Source organism: Pediococcus damnosus (assembly GCF_001611155.1).
GTDB classification, from domain to species: domain Bacteria; phylum Bacillota; class Bacilli; order Lactobacillales; family Lactobacillaceae; genus Pediococcus; species Pediococcus damnosus.
In genome coordinates this window covers 1,568,426-1,587,991 of the sequence record NZ_CP012294.1, presented here as the reverse complement: position 1 = coordinate 1,587,991, position 19,566 = coordinate 1,568,426, and the positions used below count along the sequence as shown (strand labels likewise).

At 39.5% G+C, this 19,566-nt stretch carries 15 protein-coding genes, 1 tRNA gene and 1 other annotated feature; of the genes, 4 read left to right on the top strand and 12 right to left on the bottom strand.

Features of this window, described 5'->3' with window-relative positions:
• Positions 1-66: 66 nt before the first annotated feature.
• From metG to ADU73_RS07305, 5 genes are all read right to left on the bottom strand, one after another.
• Positions 67-2,097, bottom strand: a complete 2,031-nt coding sequence (gene metG / locus ADU73_RS07325) for a methionine--tRNA ligase (protein WP_046871942.1) — start codon at positions 2,095-2,097, stop codon at positions 67-69.
• Between the two features lie 333 nt (positions 2,098-2,430).
• Positions 2,431-3,279 (bottom strand): DUF72 domain-containing protein, encoded by an 849-nt coding sequence (locus ADU73_RS07320; protein ID WP_046871941.1) that lies wholly within the window; start codon positions 3,277-3,279, stop codon positions 2,431-2,433.
• 482 nt (positions 3,280-3,761) lie between these two features.
• Positions 3,762-4,727 (bottom strand): AEC family transporter, encoded by a 966-nt coding sequence (locus ADU73_RS07315; RefSeq protein ID WP_062913345.1) that lies wholly within the window; start codon positions 4,725-4,727, stop codon positions 3,762-3,764.
• 69 nt (positions 4,728-4,796) lie between these two features.
• On the bottom strand, positions 4,797-6,179 hold the full coding sequence (locus ADU73_RS07310) for a class II fumarate hydratase (protein ID WP_062913344.1): 1,383 nt from the start codon (positions 6,177-6,179) through the stop codon (positions 4,797-4,799).
• A gap of 83 nt (positions 6,180-6,262) precedes the next feature.
• Positions 6,263-7,891, bottom strand: a complete 1,629-nt coding sequence (locus ADU73_RS07305) for a malolactic enzyme (protein WP_046871938.1) — start codon at positions 7,889-7,891, stop codon at positions 6,263-6,265.
• 260 nt (positions 7,892-8,151) lie between these two features.
• On the opposite strand from ADU73_RS07305, the gene ADU73_RS07300 reads away from it, so the two are divergent.
• The 3 genes from ADU73_RS07300 to ADU73_RS07290 are packed head-to-tail and all read left to right on the top strand — an operon-like array spanning position 8,152 to position 9,686.
• On the top strand, positions 8,152-8,340 hold the full coding sequence (locus ADU73_RS07300) for a PspC domain-containing protein (protein ID WP_046871937.1): 189 nt from the start codon (positions 8,152-8,154) through the stop codon (positions 8,338-8,340).
• A gap of 18 nt (positions 8,341-8,358) precedes the next feature.
• Complete coding sequence (locus ADU73_RS07295; RefSeq protein WP_046871936.1) at positions 8,359-8,763, top strand: type II toxin-antitoxin system HicB family antitoxin; 405 nt, start codon at positions 8,359-8,361, stop codon at positions 8,761-8,763.
• Between the two features lie 44 nt (positions 8,764-8,807).
• Positions 8,808-9,686: a LysR family transcriptional regulator gene (locus ADU73_RS07290; protein WP_046871935.1), complete on the top strand. Its 879-nt coding sequence runs from the start codon at positions 8,808-8,810 to the stop codon at positions 9,684-9,686.
• 221 nt (positions 9,687-9,907) lie between these two features.
• On the opposite strand, the gene ADU73_RS10670 is transcribed toward ADU73_RS07290, so the two are convergent.
• The 7 genes from ADU73_RS10670 to trpS all read right to left on the bottom strand — a co-directional run bounded on the left by ADU73_RS10670 (position 9,908) and on the right by trpS (position 17,487).
• Positions 9,908-10,036, bottom strand: a complete 129-nt coding sequence (locus tag ADU73_RS10670; protein ID WP_257722203.1) for a hypothetical protein — start codon at positions 10,034-10,036, stop codon at positions 9,908-9,910.
• 238 nt (positions 10,037-10,274) lie between these two features.
• The gene (locus tag ADU73_RS07285; protein WP_100077853.1) at positions 10,275-11,489 is read right to left on the bottom strand and encodes an IS110 family RNA-guided transposase; all 1,215 of its coding nucleotides are present in this window, start codon (positions 11,487-11,489) and stop codon (positions 10,275-10,277) included.
• A 709-nt stretch (positions 11,490-12,198) separates the two neighbouring features.
• Positions 12,199-12,540, bottom strand: a complete 342-nt coding sequence (locus ADU73_RS07280) for a hypothetical protein (RefSeq protein WP_062904541.1) — start codon at positions 12,538-12,540, stop codon at positions 12,199-12,201.
• Between the two features lie 90 nt (positions 12,541-12,630).
• Positions 12,631-13,587: a hypothetical protein gene (locus ADU73_RS07275; protein WP_062913343.1), complete on the bottom strand. Its 957-nt coding sequence runs from the start codon at positions 13,585-13,587 to the stop codon at positions 12,631-12,633.
• Positions 13,580-14,845 (bottom strand): hydroxymethylglutaryl-CoA reductase, degradative, encoded by a 1,266-nt coding sequence (locus tag ADU73_RS07270; RefSeq protein ID WP_046872469.1) that lies wholly within the window; start codon positions 14,843-14,845, stop codon positions 13,580-13,582. The genes ADU73_RS07275 and ADU73_RS07270 overlap by 8 nt, the downstream gene beginning before the upstream one ends.
• 67 nt (positions 14,846-14,912) lie before the next feature.
• Positions 14,913-15,836 carry a Ppx/GppA family phosphatase gene (locus tag ADU73_RS07265; protein ID WP_046872468.1) on the bottom strand — a complete coding sequence of 308 codons (924 nt, stop codon included), beginning with the start codon at positions 15,834-15,836 and terminating at the stop codon, positions 14,913-14,915.
• A gap of 631 nt (positions 15,837-16,467) precedes the next feature.
• On the bottom strand, positions 16,468-17,487 hold the full coding sequence (trpS, locus tag ADU73_RS07255; protein ID WP_046872466.1) for a tryptophan--tRNA ligase: 1,020 nt from the start codon (positions 17,485-17,487) through the stop codon (positions 16,468-16,470).
• A gap of 71 nt (positions 17,488-17,558) precedes the next feature.
• Positions 17,559-17,734: a binding site (T-box leader), on the bottom strand.
• 1,579 nt (positions 17,735-19,313) lie between these two features.
• Here trpS and ADU73_RS07250 point away from each other — a divergent pair.
• Positions 19,314-19,386: transfer RNA gene (locus tag ADU73_RS07250), tRNA-Thr, on the top strand.
• Positions 19,387-19,566: the final 180 nt, after the last annotated feature.

Genomic DNA, 19,566 nt, shown 5'->3' with positions numbered 1-19,566 from the left:
TCGATTGTACTAAGCCAAAGATCGGCAAGTACAAGTCGCAATCGCCTTTTGAGGACACTCTCTTATTTATTCCACTCCAGAGCCATTCACGAGGCTGTTTGGTACCTCAACCACTTGAATATGGCCATCGTGTTCTGCTGACAATAACATGCCTTGGCTAATCTCGCCGCGCATCTTACGTGGTTTAAGGTTAGCAACAATCACTACCTTTTTACCTACTAAGACACTTGGATCTGGATAATATTCCGCAATTCCCGAAAGAATTTGGCGATCACTTCCATCGCCAGCGTCCAATTTAAATTTAAGCAGTTTGTCAGCACCTTTAACATGGTCGACGGACTTAATTTCGGCTACTTTTAATTCAATTTTATCAAAGGCTTCAATCCGAATCGGCTTTTTTGTTGACTTCAATTCAGGTTCGTCAGCAGTTTGCACGGCCTTTTTGGCGGCTTCCATTGCTGCACGGCCCTTTTTCTTATCTGTTTTGGTCATTTGCGCCTTAATAAAGGCCACTTCTTCTTTAGCATCTAAACGAGGAAAAATTGGTGTTCCCTTAGCCACAACTTTTGTGCCTGCAGGAATGGTTCCAAAATGAAGCTCATCTAAACTAACAGTTTGTGCAGATAAGCCTAATTGACCCAGAATCTTACCGGGTGCTTGCGTTAAAACGGGTTGGAGTAAGTGGGCTAGTAACCGTAAGCTCTCTGCCAAATGGTTCATGACACTCGCCGATTTAGCTTGATCAGCCTCATCGGTACTCTTAGCTAAAACCCAAGGCTGGGTCTCATCGATATATTTATTAGAACGACTCACTAACTTCCAAACTTCAGAAAGCGCATCAGAAAAATGAAGTGAATTCATTAATTCACGATAATTTGTCACAACTGTGGCAGCTGTATTTTCAAGATCCTCATCGAATTCTGTCACGCCAGGTTTAAAGGTTGGAATTACCCCATCCTCGTATTTGTTAATCATTGCGACCGTCCGATTTAGGAGATTACCTAAATCATTGGCCAGATCATAATTAATTTTGTCGACAAAATCTTCTGGTGTGAATACTCCGTCATTTCCATAAGGCATGGCCTTTAACAAATAATAGCGTAGCGCATCTAGTCCATAACGGTTAACCAAGGTTTCTGGATAAATAACGTTACCCTTTGACTTCGACATTTTACCGTCTTTCATTAGCAACCAACCGTGGGCAACCACATGCTTAGGTAAAGGTAAGCCTAAGGCATGTAATAAAATTGGCCAATAAATTGTATGGAAACGAACGATCTCCTTACCAACCATGTGCACATCAGCTGGCCAGTATTTATCAAAGTTCCTATGATCATCACTACCATACCCTAGTGCCGTAATATAGTTTGTTAAAGCATCAATCCATACATAAACGACATGTTTAGGATTGTTCTTTACTTTAACACCCCAATTAAAGGTTGTTCGGGAAACGGCTAAGTCTTCCAAACCAGGTTTAATGAAGTTATTGATCATTTCGTTCATCCGACTTGCTGGTTCAATAAAATCAGGATGCTCTTTATAATACTGGAGCAGCCAATCAGCGTACTTACTCATTTTGAAAAAGTACGATTCTTCTTTAACCTTTTGAACTTCATGCCCAGATGGTGCCTTGCCACCGGTCACATTACCATCGGCATCATGATACACTTCAGCTAACTGAGTTTCGGTAAAGTATTCTTCATCTGAGACTGAATACCAGCCTTCATACTCGCCTAAATAAATGTCGCCACTGTCTTCCAATTTTTGAAAAATCTTCTGAACAGCCTTTTCGTGATAATCGTCAGTTGTCCGAATAAACTTCGTATTGGAAATATCCAAAAGTTTCCAAAGCTTTTTAATCCCAACTGCCATGTCATCCACATAAGCCTGGGGAGTTGTTCCTAATTCTTCGGCTTTTTGTTCGATTTTCAAACCATGTTCGTCAGTTCCGGTTAGAAAGAAAACGTCTTTGCCTTCCAAACGCTGAAAACGAGCCTCCGCGTCGCAAGCAATGGTTGTATATGAATTTCCAATGTGTAATTTTCCAGATGGATAATAAATTGGTGTCGTTATATAGTAAGTGGGTTTATCTGCCATATGAGATTTCCTTCCTAGTTTATGCTGAAACGTGCTTTAAAAGGCAGCTACCTCCGCTTGCCATGTTCTTGCGGTCTGATTTTCGGCCACAAGAATGGCCAACGTCCGAAGCATGAAAGATTTTTGGAACGAAAATCATCTACACTTGCGGAGTAGTAGCTACGGCAACCAAACGATTCTAAACCCAAATCATTCGGTTCCCTAGGCTAATGCTCGGAAGCTATTCGCCTTTTGCAGCACTCTAGCTTTATTAAATTTATATTTGAGTTATTTTAACTTTAAGTATATCACAAAGAAACGCGTGGCCAAGCCCGTTTCGTTCTGATTTGGGTCTTAAAATAGATCAAGTTGTAAGGGACCTAAACCGTTAAAACTAATATTTAGAATTTTTTTCAAACGCAACGCATTATCTGCAGCGTCATGGCCACTATTATTATTAAAAATAACACAAACTTCATCCGCTTTTCCCTGCATTTGGCGCACAAGGGTCGCAAAATTTTGCAGCTCAGTTTCGGAATAACGATACAAAGTACGTGTTTTCCGCCAGTTTTGTCCTTGTTTGGCCCAACCTTCAGCATTTTTACCATGTAATCGTAAAACTGCCAAATGAGAATTAGTTACCGTTTTAATCAACGGAACGCCGTTTGGAACTGAACTCGGTTCGTCCACACTTACATGACTCATTTCCAATTTTTTCAGATACAGCATCGTTTCTTCTTGGACCGCTGGATCATACCAACTGCGATTACGAAACTCTACAGAAATTGGTAAATCGCCCATCAGTTCGCGGATATCCCATAAGTAGCGAATATTAGCTGTTTCACAATTAAAATACGGTGGAAACTGGAACAAGATCGTTTTAAGTTGTTGCGCCTCAACTAATGGCCGGACCATTTTGCGAAACTCTGTAAATGCTAATCGATGATCGTCACTTAGATAATCATTAGCACTCACGCCATCATGCAACGTCATCAATTGATTGGCCTTCAAAATAAATTGAAATTTTTCTGGAACCGATTTTTGCCAGTTAGCGATTGTACTCAGTTTTGGAATTCCATAAAATGAGGTATCCACTTCGACCACTGGAAAAAAGCCTGCATATTCTTGCAGCGTAACTTTACGATCTTCATTTTCAATTAATGTGGGATGGTCAGTCCACGTTGTTAAACCAATTGTAATCAATTCTCTTTGCCTCAATTTATCGATTGTTTACGCCTAGTCTATCACAGTTTCTCTACGCAAACATTAGCCAAATATTCTTGTAGGATTTTATTTTATTTTCTGTATACTAAAATAGTTGCCTACTGATTCAAAGCAAATTCTGCAATGGGTCGGAGGTGTGAATTTTGTTGCCCACGTTCTTAACATCACTTCTGGTAGCGATCCTAAATTCGTTATTTGTCTACTGGTTGAATAGATATGACCAGAAGTAAGACTACTTCTAGGCAACGTCGACCCACCCGCTTGGTTTAAATTTTGGCCGAAGCTAAATTTTAAACGCAAATAAGTGTAAAAAAAGGCCTTAACTACTCCACATAGTTAAGGCCTTTGGTGTGATTTTTGTTTCCCACTTCTTTGTAAATTCATTATAACTCATGAATTTAGCTTTAGCAAAAAATAGTTTACCAAAAAATCACCCATTTGATAAACTATTTTATCTACTATTAAATAAACTGAATCAAAGTCATGACAATCGGCACAACCACAATGAAGAGAATCGTACTGGTTGTGACTAAGTTGGTCGCAAACTTCACGTCACCATGCGACTCATTTGCCAAAATTGGCATAACGGCCAATGTGGGCGCAGCAGCTTGCACAATCAAGGTTTGCATTTCCATTTTTGGAATTACATGGCCCATTTTTGCCCCAAGCATGATCAATAAAGTAATCACAACTGGTGACAAGACAAAACGACCGAGCAAGGCAAAAATTGTATCTCTATCAAAATTGATACTCTTTAAACCAGCATCTGCTAACACAATCCCAATGTAGATCAAGGATAGTGGTGTAACCAGATTACCAACGTAAGTCAACGTATTGTTAGCCCATGCTGGAACTGGTAAGTTCAAAATCAACCATACTAAAGCAACCAAGAACCCTAGCAATGGGGGTGGCAATAATTTCTTCCAGTTAAAGTTACCGGAACTCTTTTCACCCTTCTTCTTAGTTGGATCATCATTTGAAATTAAGAACACCCCAAATGCCCAAGTAGAAACGGTATTGGTAACGTAGTAAACCAAGAAGTAAGGTAAACTTACGGATCCAAAGAGCGCAATGTTCAAAGGTAAGCCAATAAAAATAGTATTGGCATTAACAACGGTATTCATAAAGATTCCGCGTCGACCTGGACGAATCTTTAAAACCTTAACCGCCAACCAGGCAATGATATACCCAATAATTACCCCACCAAATGAATAAACTAATCCACTAGATAAACTGATTAATTTTGGCAACGTTAAATATTTCATAATTGCTACAAAAATTGAAGCAGGTAGAGCAACATTCATAATTAGTTTGGAAATACTGCCACTAAAGTTATCATCAAACCAACCCATTCGACGAAGCGCATAACCTAACGCCATCATCAACAGAATTGTGACAACACTTTCAACAGAAGTTATAAAAGCCATGATAATCCTTCTTCCACTCGATAATTTTTTAAAACTTAAATTTTTTAAAACATAGATAACTTATTTTTATTAACCGTCAATTCCAGTCATTTTCATCGGATCAACCCACTGATCATACTGGGCATTCGTGACTTTTCCAGACTGAATTGCGGCCTGATGTAAAGTAACGCCATCTTTTTGAGCTTGTTGTGCAATCTTAGCACTGGCATGATATCCAATGTGTGGAGATAGGGCAGTCACAATCATCAAGGATCGATCAACCAGTTCTTTCATGCGGTCTTGATTAACAGTCAAACCAGCAATCATTAAATCAGTAAAATTACTGATTGTTCCGGTTAAAAGTTCGGCAGATTCAAGAAAAGTACTGATGATAACTGGTTTGTAGACGTTCATTTCAAAATTTCCTTGACTGGCAGAAAGCAAAATTACGACATCATTGCCAATTACCCTAACCGCAGCCATTGTGATTGCTTCAGCCTGAGTTGGATTAACTTTTCCAGGCATAATTGAGGATCCTGGTTCATTGGCAGGAATGTTTATTTCGCCATAGCCGGCACGTGGTCCACTAGCTAAGAAACGCACATCATTAGCAATTTTTATTAAATCACTTGCTAAAGTTTTCATAGCCCCGTGAACAACGTTTAACCCAGAGTGAGCAGCCAATTCATAAAACTTATTTGAATCGGCCGTAAATTTAATTCCATAAATGTCACTCATTTTTTGAGCAATTGTTTCTGCAAAGTGAGGAACCGCATTTAATCCGGTGCCAACCGCTGTCCCACCAACCGCTAGTTCATTCAGCGTGCCGTTCAATTCTTTCAAGTAGCCGAGATCATGTTCTAATGTACTCTTCCAACCACTAATTTCTTGGCCAAAAGTTATGGGCGTTGCATCCTGTAAATGAGTTCGACCAATTTTTACCACTCGCCAAAATTCTTTTTGCTTTTCGTCCAATTTGTCAATCAGATGCTGTACTGCAACTTCCAATTTTTCAACAGCAAGGGCTGCGGTAATATTCATGGCCGTTGGAAAAATGTCATTCGAACTCTGACTATGATTAACATCATCATTTGGTAAAATCTCAACTTTCGAATTAAGCTTCTTGGCCACATTGGCCACAACCTCGTTCACATTCATGTTAGTTTGTGTGCCTGAGCCAGTTTGGTAAACAACCAATGGAAAATCTTTTCTTAATTGAACATCATCTAAACTAAGCAATTGATTAACTGCCGCAACGATTAAACTGGCCTTTTCTGCAGAAATTGCTTTCTCATCTTGGTTAGCTAGTGCCGCCGCTTTTTTTAATTGAAGCATGACTTTAATTAGCACCAGTGGCATTTTTTCGCCGGTAGAAAAGTTTTGTAAACTTCTTTGAGTTTGTGCGCCCCACAGCGCATCCGCTGGGATTTTGACTGGTCCTAAAGCATCTTCCTCTATCCGATAATCTGACATGATTGTAGCCTCCCACATCCTATTCTAGGTTGCCAGCCATAAAATAGCTCATGTACTATCTCTTACTCACTTTCGAAAACATCCTAATACTTTGGTTCCCACTTCATATCGGTAATTGCCTTATCAACATCTGAAATTGGTTCCTGATTCAATTTTTGATCAACCGCACTCTGCGCTGCAGCCTTTGCCACCGTGTATGAGAATTGATCGAGCTTTGAAACTGGTGGTAATACAGCAGCACCAGCCTTGTTACCATCCACAATTCCACCTAATGAATGGGCAGCCTTTGAAATCATTTCATCATTTAAAACTTTAGCAGTGGAAGCAATCACACCTAATCCTAAACCGGGATAAACTAACGCATTGTTAGCCTGACCAATTTGGTAAGTGACGCCATTGTATTCAACGTCATCTGCTGGAATTCCTGTTGCTACTAAAGCCTTCCCATCAGACCATTTAATCAAATCTTCAGCTTTAGCTTCTGCTAATTTAGTTGGATTTGATAACGGGAAAATAATTGGGCGGTCAGTATGAGCAGCCATTTCTTTCACAATTGATTCTGTGAACGTTCCTGGTTGAGTTGAAGTTCCCACCAAAATCGTTGGGTGAATTGCCTTTACAGCCGCTTCTAAAGTTGTTAAATCATCGGCATTGGCAAATTCAGAACGAGAACGTGCAAATGGCTTTTGTTCTGGTGTCAACGTCTTGTCATCATCAAACAACAAGCCTTGTTTATCAACCAAATAGAAGTGTTTCTTTGCTTCATCTGCAGATAAGCCTTGTTGCAAGAATTCATCATAAATCCGTTTCGTGATTCCAGCGCCAGCAGTTCCAGCACCAAATGAAAGATAAACTTGATCCGTCATTTTTTGTTTAGAAATATTCAAAGCACCCAAAATCCCAGCCAAAACAATAATTCCAGTTCCCTGGATGTCATCATTAAATGTCGTGATTTTGTCTTTGTACGTATTTAAGATATTAGCAGCATTATCCCGACCAAAATCTTCAAAATGGAGATAAAGTTTTGGAAAAAGATCTTCAGCCGTGTTTACAAACTGATCCACAAATTTGTAGTAACGATCACCAGTTACGCGTTCGTGACGATTGCCAAGGTACATTGGATCTTTTAACAAATCTTGATTATTTGTTCCAGTATCTAAAACAACTGGCATAACCTGGCTAGGATCGATTCCGGCAGCCGCTGTATAAACCATTAGTTTTCCAACAGAGATGTCGACACCATTTGTGCCCCAGTCACCAATTCCTAGAATTCCTTCCGCATCTGTGACCACGATCAAACGAATATCGCGACCATCAGCAGCGTTTTTCAAAGAATCCTTCATGCTGTCTGGATCATCAATTGATAAGAATGTTGCATTTTGGGGCTGAACAAACAGCTCACTATAGTTTTCAATTGTGTCGGCAATGGTTGGATCATACACGATTGGCATGAATTCAACTACGTGCTGGCTAAATAATTTATAGAATAATACGCGATTTTCATTAAAGATTTCCATTAAGAAAATTCGTTTTTCTAAACTACTTGTTTTTGATTCGACTTGCGCATACGTTTGCGCAGCTTGTTCATCTAATGTTTGGACGTAAGGTGGTAATAACCCAACCAAACCAAGTGATTGACGCTCTTCTTTTGTAAATGCGGTCCCCTTATTTAAAAATGGATCGTTCAAAATTTCTACTGGACTTTTTGCCATATTTATAGCCTCCAATTACTTTCTTTTCTAATCAACAGCGCCAGTATACGCGGTCAAAAAAACTATAGTCAAACGTTTAAGAAAGTATTAAAAAAGGTAATAACTGGTTCCAGAAACTCTGTGTTTTCAAGGGATTATCTGGTGTCCTATTTTTAGCACTTTTTAATGGGATTTAATAGTCCAAAAAGTTATAATAAAAGTATCAAGAAAGTTTTGTAAACTTAGAGGAAAATTTATGAATAACGGAAAAGAGGAATATCATGAATAAAAAATTAACAAAATCATCAGACAAGGTAATTTCGGGTGTCATTGGCGGCTTTGCGGAATACTTGGGTGTTGATAAGGCGTTGTTACGGATAATTTACGCGGCAATTTCAATTCCTGGATTTTTTCCATGTATCATTTTGTACATTGTGGCAGCAAATGTAATGCCAGAAAAAAACAAGTGAGTGAGGGAAAAGCTAATCATGCAAAAACAATATAAAAATTTTAGAGCGGCTTATCCGGTAATTATTAATCGCGATAAACCTGACCTTTATCTAGCCCATATCGTAGATTTCGATAGTGATACCAGCGGAGCAACGTTATCAGAAGCAATCGAAATGGCGCGAGATGCCTTATCCGAAGAAGGTGTGGCCCGTCAAGATGCGGGCCTTTCCATCCCTGAACCCAGTTTTGATATTAAACATCCCGAACATACAATCGTCACCTATGTAGATATTGATCTCGCAAAATATCGAAAACTCTCGGACAACCGAACCGTAAAAAAGACGATCACCATTCCCAGTTATCTAAACGAATTAGGCCGTGAACAAGCGATTAACTTTTCAGAAACGATGACAACTGCCTTAAAAGAAAAGTTGGGCGTTTAATAAAATTCGAGTCATTTTAAAAATTAACCAGACTGAGGCAACTAATGAATATTAAGGATTTTGAGTATTTTCAGGCAATGTTCCAAGAACGGAATTTCTCGCGGGTGGCAGCCAAATTTAAGGTTAGCCAACCAACCATTAGTACTGCAATTAAACGTCTGGAAACTGAGTTAAACACCCAGCTGTTTGTGCGTGATGCCAGCCAGCATAGATTGACAACTACCTTAAGTGGCCAACAACTTGCTGAACATACTGGTATTATTTTGAACCAAGTTAGGGTTGCCAAAAATGAAATTCAAAACATTAACACCGGCAAAATTGTCTTGGGCTTGCCACCAGTAATTAGTCAGTCCTATTTCCCGCAAATTGCCGCTGAACTCGCAAAACAAGATTTGTTGACCCAGATTATTCCAGTCGAGCGCGGATCCGCTGAATTATTGAAGCTCCTTTTAAATGGGACGTTAGACATGGCCTTGGTCGGTTCAATTCAGCCCTTTGATTCGGCGCGCTTGTTCAGTCAGACGTTTGCGAAAACTAATTTTAAAATTATTGTTGGTAAGGATAACCCCTTGGCTAACCAATCTGATGTTTGGTTTCGTGATTTACAAGATTTAAACTTCATTACTTTTGGGAGCAGTTTCGTTCATTCGGAAGCTTTAAAACAGCTGAGTCATGCCAATCATTTCCGCCCCAAAATTACCTATCAAAGTGAGGATCCACAGGTCATTCAAGGGATGGTTGAGAAAAATGTCGGCATTAGCTTCCTTGCAGAATCCGCCGTTACCAATCCCAACGTTGTGCAGTTAAACCTGCTTGATGATCCCCAACCTGAATTTTATATGAGTTTAGCTTACAGAACTAACCACATTCTTTCGCCCGTGCAACAAAAAGTTGTGGATATCTGTTTGGACATCAAAAATTAGCTTAACTTAAACTTCCACAAAAATAAGAGACTGAGAAAAAAACACTTTTCTCAATCTCTTATTTTTTTATTTTTAAGTTTTTATGTAAACGTGGAAATACGAAATTCCACCTAATTACTCGGTACAAAAGAGTTAACAACAATTAAATTAGCTTAGATTTCGTCTTCCAGAAATTCGGGCTGGAACGTAGTGGGCACGACTTAGAGCTGAAATTCACATCTCTAAGCTCGGCCTTTATCTAAACGATAAATCGTTAAGAAAAACGACACTACTGAGCCCATTGCTTCCAGACTGATTCGAGTTTTGAAACTAATTATGTTTAACACAAAGGTTGTTATGGCAACGTTCATACGAACTATCGAAAGACAACGACTTCCCCAGTTCGGAGGCGTTTTGGCCTCAGGGGTGAAATTTTCTACCATTAGTCAAGAGAAACCTTTGATATCAGTAACTCTGTTAACTATTTATTTATTCTTAGCTTAAGATTGCTACTTTTGGACTGAGAAATTAATATTTAGGCTACGCCAAAAAACACCTCAGGTATTTAAATTTTTTGAGGTGCTATAATCAGTTTAGATGAATTGTGTATTAGTGTTGTGGTAGGCACTTTCTGGAATCATACAATTCATTATTCTTAATTAGGTGGTAGATGGTTCTAATGAGCCGTCCCATCGCTGCTATGGCAATCTTCTTAGTGTGGGTTTCACTGGAAGATTGCTTTTTGCGTTGATAAAGAATACTGACGTTGGAGGGATGATATTTAGCAGCACACACCATATTCAAAACAGCTTTGAACAATATTTTTCGAGCGTATGAATTTCCACGTTTTCGGATGTGCTGTCCCATTTCGTAGTCTCCAGATTGATATTGAATTAAGTCAATTCCGATATATGCATTAATGGCATTAGAACTATGGAATCGACTAATATCGCCAAGTTCGGCTAGAAGGCAAACCGCTGTTTTAATGCCAAATCCTGGAATTGATTGCAGGATAGGAATCTCATTGAGTGATACTGAAATTTGGGACATTTCTCTAATAATTTCGTCTTTTTTATCATTGAGACGCTCTACTTCACCAGCTAGGTAAACGACAGAGCTAACCGCACACGCATCGCTACTAACCGCCGGAGCGGATTTGTTTGCTAATTCTTTAAGGTGCTCGGCTAAGCCAAGCGCTCGTTTTTCACTCATGTTCTTGAGTGTCGCTTTTAAAATTAGTTGCGCTAATTCTGATAGTTTAGTTTCTAATACGAAAGTTGGATGCGGAAACTGCTGTACAACGTGCCAATATAAAGTACCATCTGTTGTACTTATAAATTGTTCAACTTCAGGAAAAGTGAGCTGCAGGTTCTTATGCAATCGATTCTTGGCTCGCACGAGATCTTCGTTGAACTCTTGATAGGTTCGCTCTAAATCATGCAGTTCTTCATAGACGCCTGCTTCTCTGAACGTCGATTGATAATGATAGTGTGCCATTGCAGTGGCTAATGCTACTGCGTCCAGCTGATCATTCTTATTGTGCCGAAAACCATCCATATCTTTCTTGGCCGCCAAAGGATTAATCTCGGTATAAATCCAATTTTTTCTCTGTAAAAAGGCACGAATACTTCGTGAATAGATGCCAGAAGATTCAAAAATTACCTTGGGTGACTTAAAGCTATTAAGAGCGTCATCAAGGGTTTCATAACCTATACGATCGTTAGTTATCTTGAATTCTTTAATGACACTGTCATCGGCTAAAATTGCTACATTTGAACTATGTTTACTTACATCTATGCCAAATATGATTTCGATATCAATCATATTTAAACACCACCTTATCAAAGTTGTATTCATCGATTCACTCATCTCAATTTTCAATACACGACTTTTAGTAGCCAACGGACTTCGAGCGAGCTTATTAGTGAACCAAATGAAGTTGCCAATTTATCTTGCGACGTCATCGTATGATGCGCCAAATGACACTTCGACATGTCAACTTCATTACCACTTTAACAGAATGAAAAAGTGGTGAATCATAATTTCGTCGAATTATGATTCACCACTAATGTTAGTCCGTTTATCTTAGCGATTTTCGCTTAGATAAAGGCCGAGTTTGAAGACAAGTGACCTGCTTGGCTTCAAATCGTGCCCACCCCCGTTCCAGGCCAAGTGAGCCGTAGAACGGCAATTAAACTATTCGCTTTGTTACACTCACTTATTTTAGGGCAGCTCGGCAAGTCAAAAGACAGAAAATAAGTACGCTTCCCGTGGGATTGCGATCCCACCTACGTCGCACTTACCTGCACTTTTCCGCTGAGCTTTAGGACAGCTCGGCAAAGCAAGAGGCTGATCATAAGCACGACTCCCGTGGGATTGCGATCCCACATACGTCATCCTCACCTGCACTTTTCCGCTGAGCTTTAGGACAGCTCGGCAAGTCAAAAGACAGAAAATAAGTACGCTTCCCGCGGGATTACGATCCCGCATACAGCATACTTATTTTCTGTCTTTTATCGACTTGCCTCACTCACTAGTATCTTTCGAACTGTCGAATAACTAAGATCTCATCTTCCGATAATTGACCACCTAAATGACCAATCAGTGTTCGCCCTACTTTGCGATAATTTTTACGGATCTGTGTAAAACACAAATCAACAATCGCAATCAGAAATGTCACGACCATCGCATTATCTTGTGACATGATCTTACCAAACAAGTTTACGGTATCACTATTTAACATTGTTGTGATAAAGGCGTAAATCATGACCACATCAATTACTAACTGTACTCGGACCAGTCCTTGCATCCGATTTTTTAATTTGATAAGTTGTTGAAAAATGTCTTGTCGCTTCACGGTTTGGCTTCCCTTCACTATGAGACTTCATCTACCAACTCTAAACATATCTATATATTAAGCTAAAACTGCTAGCAGGTAAACCAATTGATTTGTGTTTAAACTCGATTAACGAATTAAATAAGGAATTTGCATTTGTTCAAATAATTCCTTCACTGATAAGCCGTACAAGGTTTTAAAATACTCTTCAGTTTTGCTTTTCGGTGGCATCGGTAAAACAAAGGCATTTTGTTGATCTTGAACGCCTAGGCCGATGTACGCCCGTTTTTGCGTTTTGGCGTCTTGAATTTCAGAATGGGCAATTTGGAAAAGCTGCCGCACTTCCAAACGCAATTGTCGTTGGCTCATCACACTTTCCAAGGTCACAAATTCACTACTTCCTAGGGTTGGTAAATCTAAACTTTTTAATTGTTTATCAAACTCAGCAAATAATGACACTACCGTTCGCCGGACTGCAAATGGCGAGTTCACTGGTTTTTCAGTAATTAAATTATAGAGCTTTTGAACTACCGTTAAGGTAATTGGATAGTCACGTTTAAACTGCGCCGCCACCTGATCAATATCATCCCCGTAAAATACCAATGCATCTAAAATCGTCATCAGGCGCAAGTGCATCATTGAATCCAGCTTGTCGCCTTGCTCAGGGGTAATTGTTTTGACAATTCCCGCTAGATAATCTGCCTGAACCGCTTCGGTCAATAATCCGTGCTGCCGCTGCCAGTTATAAATATTCAGATGTAAAACAGTATCATACAAGGCAGTTGTAATAATCATAAGTTGTTCATCAAACTCACGATTTCCACTGGTTAGCTGAAATTGGATTTGTGGATACTTTTTAATTTCCATCAACTTATGCAAAAGTTCGTGTGAAACTGTATAATTTAGAGCTGTCACATCCTGCACATGAATAATTAGTTGCCCATTTTCAACCGTTTGGTAAGACTGATCATAGCGAACATAGCCTGATTTTTGATCACCATATTGCACCGTTAACTGTTCTGGAATCATCGCATCAATTCGATCGAACAATGTGGTTACTTCAGCATTAAGTCGTTCTTCACTCATTAATTTCTCCTTTGTTTCGCAACGTTTTTAGCACCTGTTTAGCCGTATTGGCATCCATAACGGGGCATTTTTCCAGTTGCAATTGCGCATTTGGCAGCTCCGTGTCAGTTGCTCCCACACTTAATAGAAGGGATTTGGCCTGCAAATGCATGTGCCCGCGCTGAATACCTTCTGAAACTAACGCGTTTAAGGCTGCCAAGTTTTGTGCCAAACCCACACTCACAATCACTGTTTCCAGCTCTTTTACGGAAGTAATCTGTAAAAATTTATGCGCCAGCTGTGCACTGGAATTAATGTTAATCGATCCGCCCACAAATCCGACCGGCATTGGCAAGGTTAGTGTTCCGATTAATTTCCCGTCGCTAACTTTCCAGTCACTCAGGCCTCGATATTGCCCATCCTTAACTGCATACGCGTGCGCACCGCTTTCCATACTCCGCCAATCATTGCCTGTAGCCATCACCACAGCATCGACACCGTTCATAATCCCTTTATTGTGTGTAGCAGCTCGGTATGGATCCACTTGAGCCGCCAAACTGGCAATCACAATTCGATCAGCAACGTCTTCACCACTCAATTTTTTAGTGGCTAAGCTTGCGACCGGAATTTGACAGGTAGCCGTAGCAAGACATTCATCGGATAAGTTACTTAACACCGCCATTAAACTAGTCTGATGTAATTTGATATGTAAATAAGTGGCTACTGCTTCCAGCATGGTGTTAATCATATTAGCACCCATGGCTTCTTTGGTATCAATAAAGATATCTAACGAAACAAACTGGTGAGCTAATTTGCGAATGCGTAGCTTTTTGGCGCCCCCGCCTCGTTTAACAATTGAGGGATGCGCATCATTAGCCACTTTTAAAATAGCAGCCTCATTTTGATTAAGTTGCGTGCTGAGTTCATCAGCATCTTCAACGTTGGCCATTAAAACCTGGCCCATCATCAAATGATCTGTGGTTCGAGCCTGAATGCCACCTCCAGCAAGAGTCATCTTCGCACCATGACTAGCCGCCGCAATCACAGACGGTTCTTCCGTAACCATTGGGACAATTTTTTCTTTGCCATTAATCAAAAAATTAACGGCCACCCCTTCTGGAACAGGAAAATCCGTTAAATAATTTTCAATAATTTGGTTGCCTTTTTCCGTCCGACCATTGGCAATCACCTCAAGATCCGCTTCATTTAATCCCAATTGAGCTTTCAAAAGGGCTAAACGATCGCCATAGTTCTTTTTGTAGAAATGATTTAAATCCATCGAATTTTGACTCCTCAATTAAATAGATCGGTGAAACTTGCTTCAGAATGTTTTCGACTTCTGCTCATCATTTACGATTCTGAACATATTCCGAAATGATTCCTTCTCGTACCCCACTCTCAGAAAAGATCACCCGATCAGCATCTAACATCTGTAGCAACATCACTAAAGGTAAAATTCCACCAATAATAATGTCTGCGCGTTGGGTTTCTAATCCTGGCATCTTTTTACGATTCGCTAGGTTTCGCGATAATAATGCGCGAAAAGTTTTATTGACAACTTCAGTTTTTAAACGATATCCATGGATATTATCCACCCGTGACATGCCTTGATGTTGGCGGTTCATACGTGCCAACGAGCGATTAGCGCCCCCAAGCAAAATAATTGGCAGTTGCATTGCATCCATAATCCACCAGATATCCCGAAACTGTTTATTTACAAAAATTTGCGCCGCAAACAGGCGATCAGCACGAACCACATTGTTTAAATGAAACCTTTCGGAAAGGCTCACTGCCCCAAATGGCACACTAATCAAGTTACGCGGTTTACCATTTTGCACATGAATTAACTCACAACTAGCGCCACCCGTATCAAGGATCAGACAGTCCTTAATTTCTAAAGAATTCATCACACCTAAATAATCGTAATAGGCCTCATCGCTACCGGATAAAACATCCAAATCAATGCCAACTTCATCTTGGACGCGTTTCAAAAATTCAGCTTGATTTTGAGCCACGCGAACAGCCGCCGTAGCAATTCCGCGCACTGTTCGATTTGGATAGCCCTCATAAATATGCTTAAACCGTTTTAAAGCTGCAATGGTACGATCCATGGCAACCGGCTGTAAAATACTATTAGCACCCATCCCTTCAGATATGCGCGAGTCTTCCTTGATGCGCCGAACTTCGTGAAAACTGCCGTCGTCGTGGACTTCATTAATTGCCATCCGTACTGAATTAGAACCCAAATCCACAATTACCAAGTTTTCCATTTTTCACGCCTCGATTTTTTCGATTAATCCCGTTAATTTAATTGTATTTATTTTAACATGTTTTTAGGCGAAAATGCGCATTGCTCGCATATGCGGTGAATTTCTGGGGAGACTGAGGACAGCTCCTTGAAACAGCTATAGAGATATAAGTATCCTTCTCGCGGAATTGTGATCCCGCGCTACTTCATTACATTGGATGATTTTCGTTCCGAAAATCTTTTATATTCCGTACGCTGTCGATTCTTGTGGCACAGTTCAGCCGCAAGAACTCGCGCTACTTCATTTTCTTTTGGATGATTTTCGTTCCGAAAGTCCTTTATATTCCGTACGCTGTCGATTCTTGTGGCACAGTTCAGCCGCAAGAACTCGCATCCGTCGTCTTTGCCTGCTGCTTTCCGCTGAGCTTTAGGACAGCTCAGCAAAACAAGAGACTGATCATAAGCACGACTCCCGTGGGATTGCGATCCCACATACGTCGCACTTATGATCAGCCTCTTACCGTTTTACCTCACTCACTTGTTTTAGGACAGCTCGACAAGTCAAAAAGAGCATTCTAAGTATGACTCCCGCGGGATTGCAATCCCGCATCCGTCACACTTAGAATGCTCTTTTTACCGCTTTGTCTCACTCACTACTTAAAATAATTAATTCCCATTGCATCCCGTACTTCATCCAAAGTCTTGTTAGCTACTTTATTTGCCTTTTCACTACCTTGCTTCAAAATGTCATATACCCCAGGAATATCCTGTGCATACTGCTCTCTTCTTTCGCGAATTGGCTTCAAAATTTCCTGCAAAACTTCATTTAAATACCGCTTAATTTTGACATCACCCAGACCACCAGCTTGATATTGAGCCTTAAGATCCGCAACTTTTGCCTTATCTTTATCGAAAATGTCTAAATACGTAAATACCGTGTTGCCCTCTACATGACCCGGATCCGACACCTTAATATGGGTTGGATCGGTAAACATGGACATCACTTTCTTTTGAATCGTATCTTCATCATCTGACAAATAGATCGCATTGTTCAATGACTTACTCATCTTGGCATTCCCATCTAAACCGGGAATTCTGCCCAATCCTTTTGGTGGGAAATAACCTTTAGGCTCCACCAAAATTGGTTTGCCATAAATGTTATTAAAACTTCGCACAATTTCACGCGTTTGTTCCAACATTGGCTCCTGATCATCCCCAACTGGGACCGTATCTGCACCAAATGCCGTGATATCAGCAGCTTGGCTTACTGGGTAAATAAAGAATCCAGCGGGCACACTTTCACCAAACTTCTTTTGTTTAATTTCAGATTTAACCGTTGGATTACGTTCCAATCGAGAAACAGTCACCAAATTCAAATAAATTTCGGTTAAATCGCTCAAAGCAGGAATCTGCGACTGCACTAAAATTGTCGATTTCTCTGAATCAATACCAACCGCTAAATAATCCAAAGCCACTTGGATTAAACTGTTGCGGATCTTTTCTGGATCACGCGCATTGTCAGTCAAAGCCTGCATGTCCGCAATCATGATGTAACTATCGTAATTGCCACTGTTTTGTAATTCGACACGGTTTTTCAAAGAACCGACATAATGTCCAATGTGCAGCTTGCCTGTAGGACGATCTCCCGTTAAAATTACGTGTTTTTTTGTCATTTTAAAAATCCTTCTTCCTATATAAATACCTAATTTTATTTACAAAAAAATCCCATCACTAGTTAACCTAGCAATAGGACGAATTCACCGTGGTGCCACCTAATTTGCAGAATCTCTCTGCCACTCAATGCAGTTAACGGTGCCCCGTCACATTTGTTCTCCAAAACCCATTTCGTTTTTCGAAATCTTTCAGCATTTGATTTCTCTCTGTTGATGAAAAACTACTTTATTTCTTCATCGAACTTAATACAGTAATTGTACCTGTATTTATGGGTGTGGGCAAGTTTAACTGAAACAAAAAAGCCAATTATTTTTTGGCCTGATTCATAAATAGGAGTTATAATGAATTTACAAACTGAAGAACAACCCATTGCGTAATTTGCTTTGAATCAGTAGGTAATAAGCTGTGTAGAAAGAAAAAAGTAAAAAATTTATTTTTTGCCAGATTCAAAATCATAGGTTATACTTACTTTAGCGAAAAGCTAAACAACAGATACACCAAAGGCCTCAACTACTGTACATAGTTAAGGCCTTTTTTTGCACTTATTGAAATCATCCAGGCACTTACTTCGGTAAATGCCTACACAAAGTGGGCGGGTTGATGTCACCTAAATTCTACTTTTGGTTTCGTTTATTCAACCAATAAACGAACAGAGAATTAATCACTGCTACCAAAAGGGAAGCGATGAAGCTAAACAACGAATACACCCCCAATCCATTGCATAATTTGCTTTGAATCAGTAGGCAACTATTTTAGTATACAGGAAGGATGATGGTTACAAAGAAGAATTACGTCCCGTGTAAAAGTATCTTTAACACGATATATACGGTTTTATAAAAATTAGAATTTTGCAAGATTTATGAAGACGGGTTATAATGGATTCACAAGAGGAAAATAACAAAAAATCACACCAAAGGCCTTAACTATTGCTGTAGTTAAGGCCTTTTTTTGCACTTATTTAAATCGTTTCAAACTCGGCTTCGGCCAAATTCAAAACAAAGCGAGTGGGTTGATGTCACCTATGACCTACTTCCTGTCATGTCCATTCAACCAATAGACAAACAAGGAGTTTAAGATCGCTGCTAAAAGCGATCCTAAAAGGAAAATAACAAAATAGTCACACTTACAATCCATTGCATAATTTGCTTTGAATCAGTAGGCAACTATTTTAGTATCCAGGAAGAATTGAAAGCCACAAAGAAGAATTATGACCACATGTAAAAGTATCTTTAACGCGATACATACGGTTTTATAAAAATTAAATTTTTGCCAGATTTGTGAAAACGGGTTATAATGAATTCACGAGATGAAAATAACACAGGAATTGCACCAAAGGCCTTAACTACCGTTTATAGTTAAGGCTTTTTTTTGCACTTATTTAATTCGTTTCAAACCTGACTTCGGCCAAATTCAAAACAAAGCGGGTGGGTTGATGTCACCTATGACCTACATCCTGTCATGTCTATTCAACCAATAGGCAAACAAGGAGTTTAAGAGCGCTACTAAAAGCGATCCTAAAAATGAAAATAGCACAAGAATTGCACCCCCAATCCATTGCATAATTTGCTTTGAATCAGTAGGCAACTATTTTAGTATACAGGAAGAATTGATGGCCACAAAGAAGAATTATGACCACCCATAAAAGTATCTTTAACATGATATATAGAATGCTCTACAGAAATTATTGGTCTACTTTTTATCATTAATTCGTGAAAGACCACCTACGCAAAAACCATTCCGACTTATTGACCATTGTGTCAAAACTTCTATTAGAATTTACTTGCTCTTCAAACTTAAATATAGTAAGCTTACTAATGTAATAATTGCTTGTTTAGCTCAGTTGGCAGAGCACATCACTAGTAATGATGAGGTCGCTGGTTCGAGACCGGCAACAAGCATTCTTATAAGTCATTCTAACGATCATAGTTGGGATGACTTTTTTATTTAAAACTTCATGTCAGTTTTCTTGTAGCAATAAAATTATCAGTAACTATATAATTTTCTATATTGAATACTAGAGCAATTTAGACGATTTAGAACATTTATATACAGAAAGATTTCAGCCCAAACAAACGTTT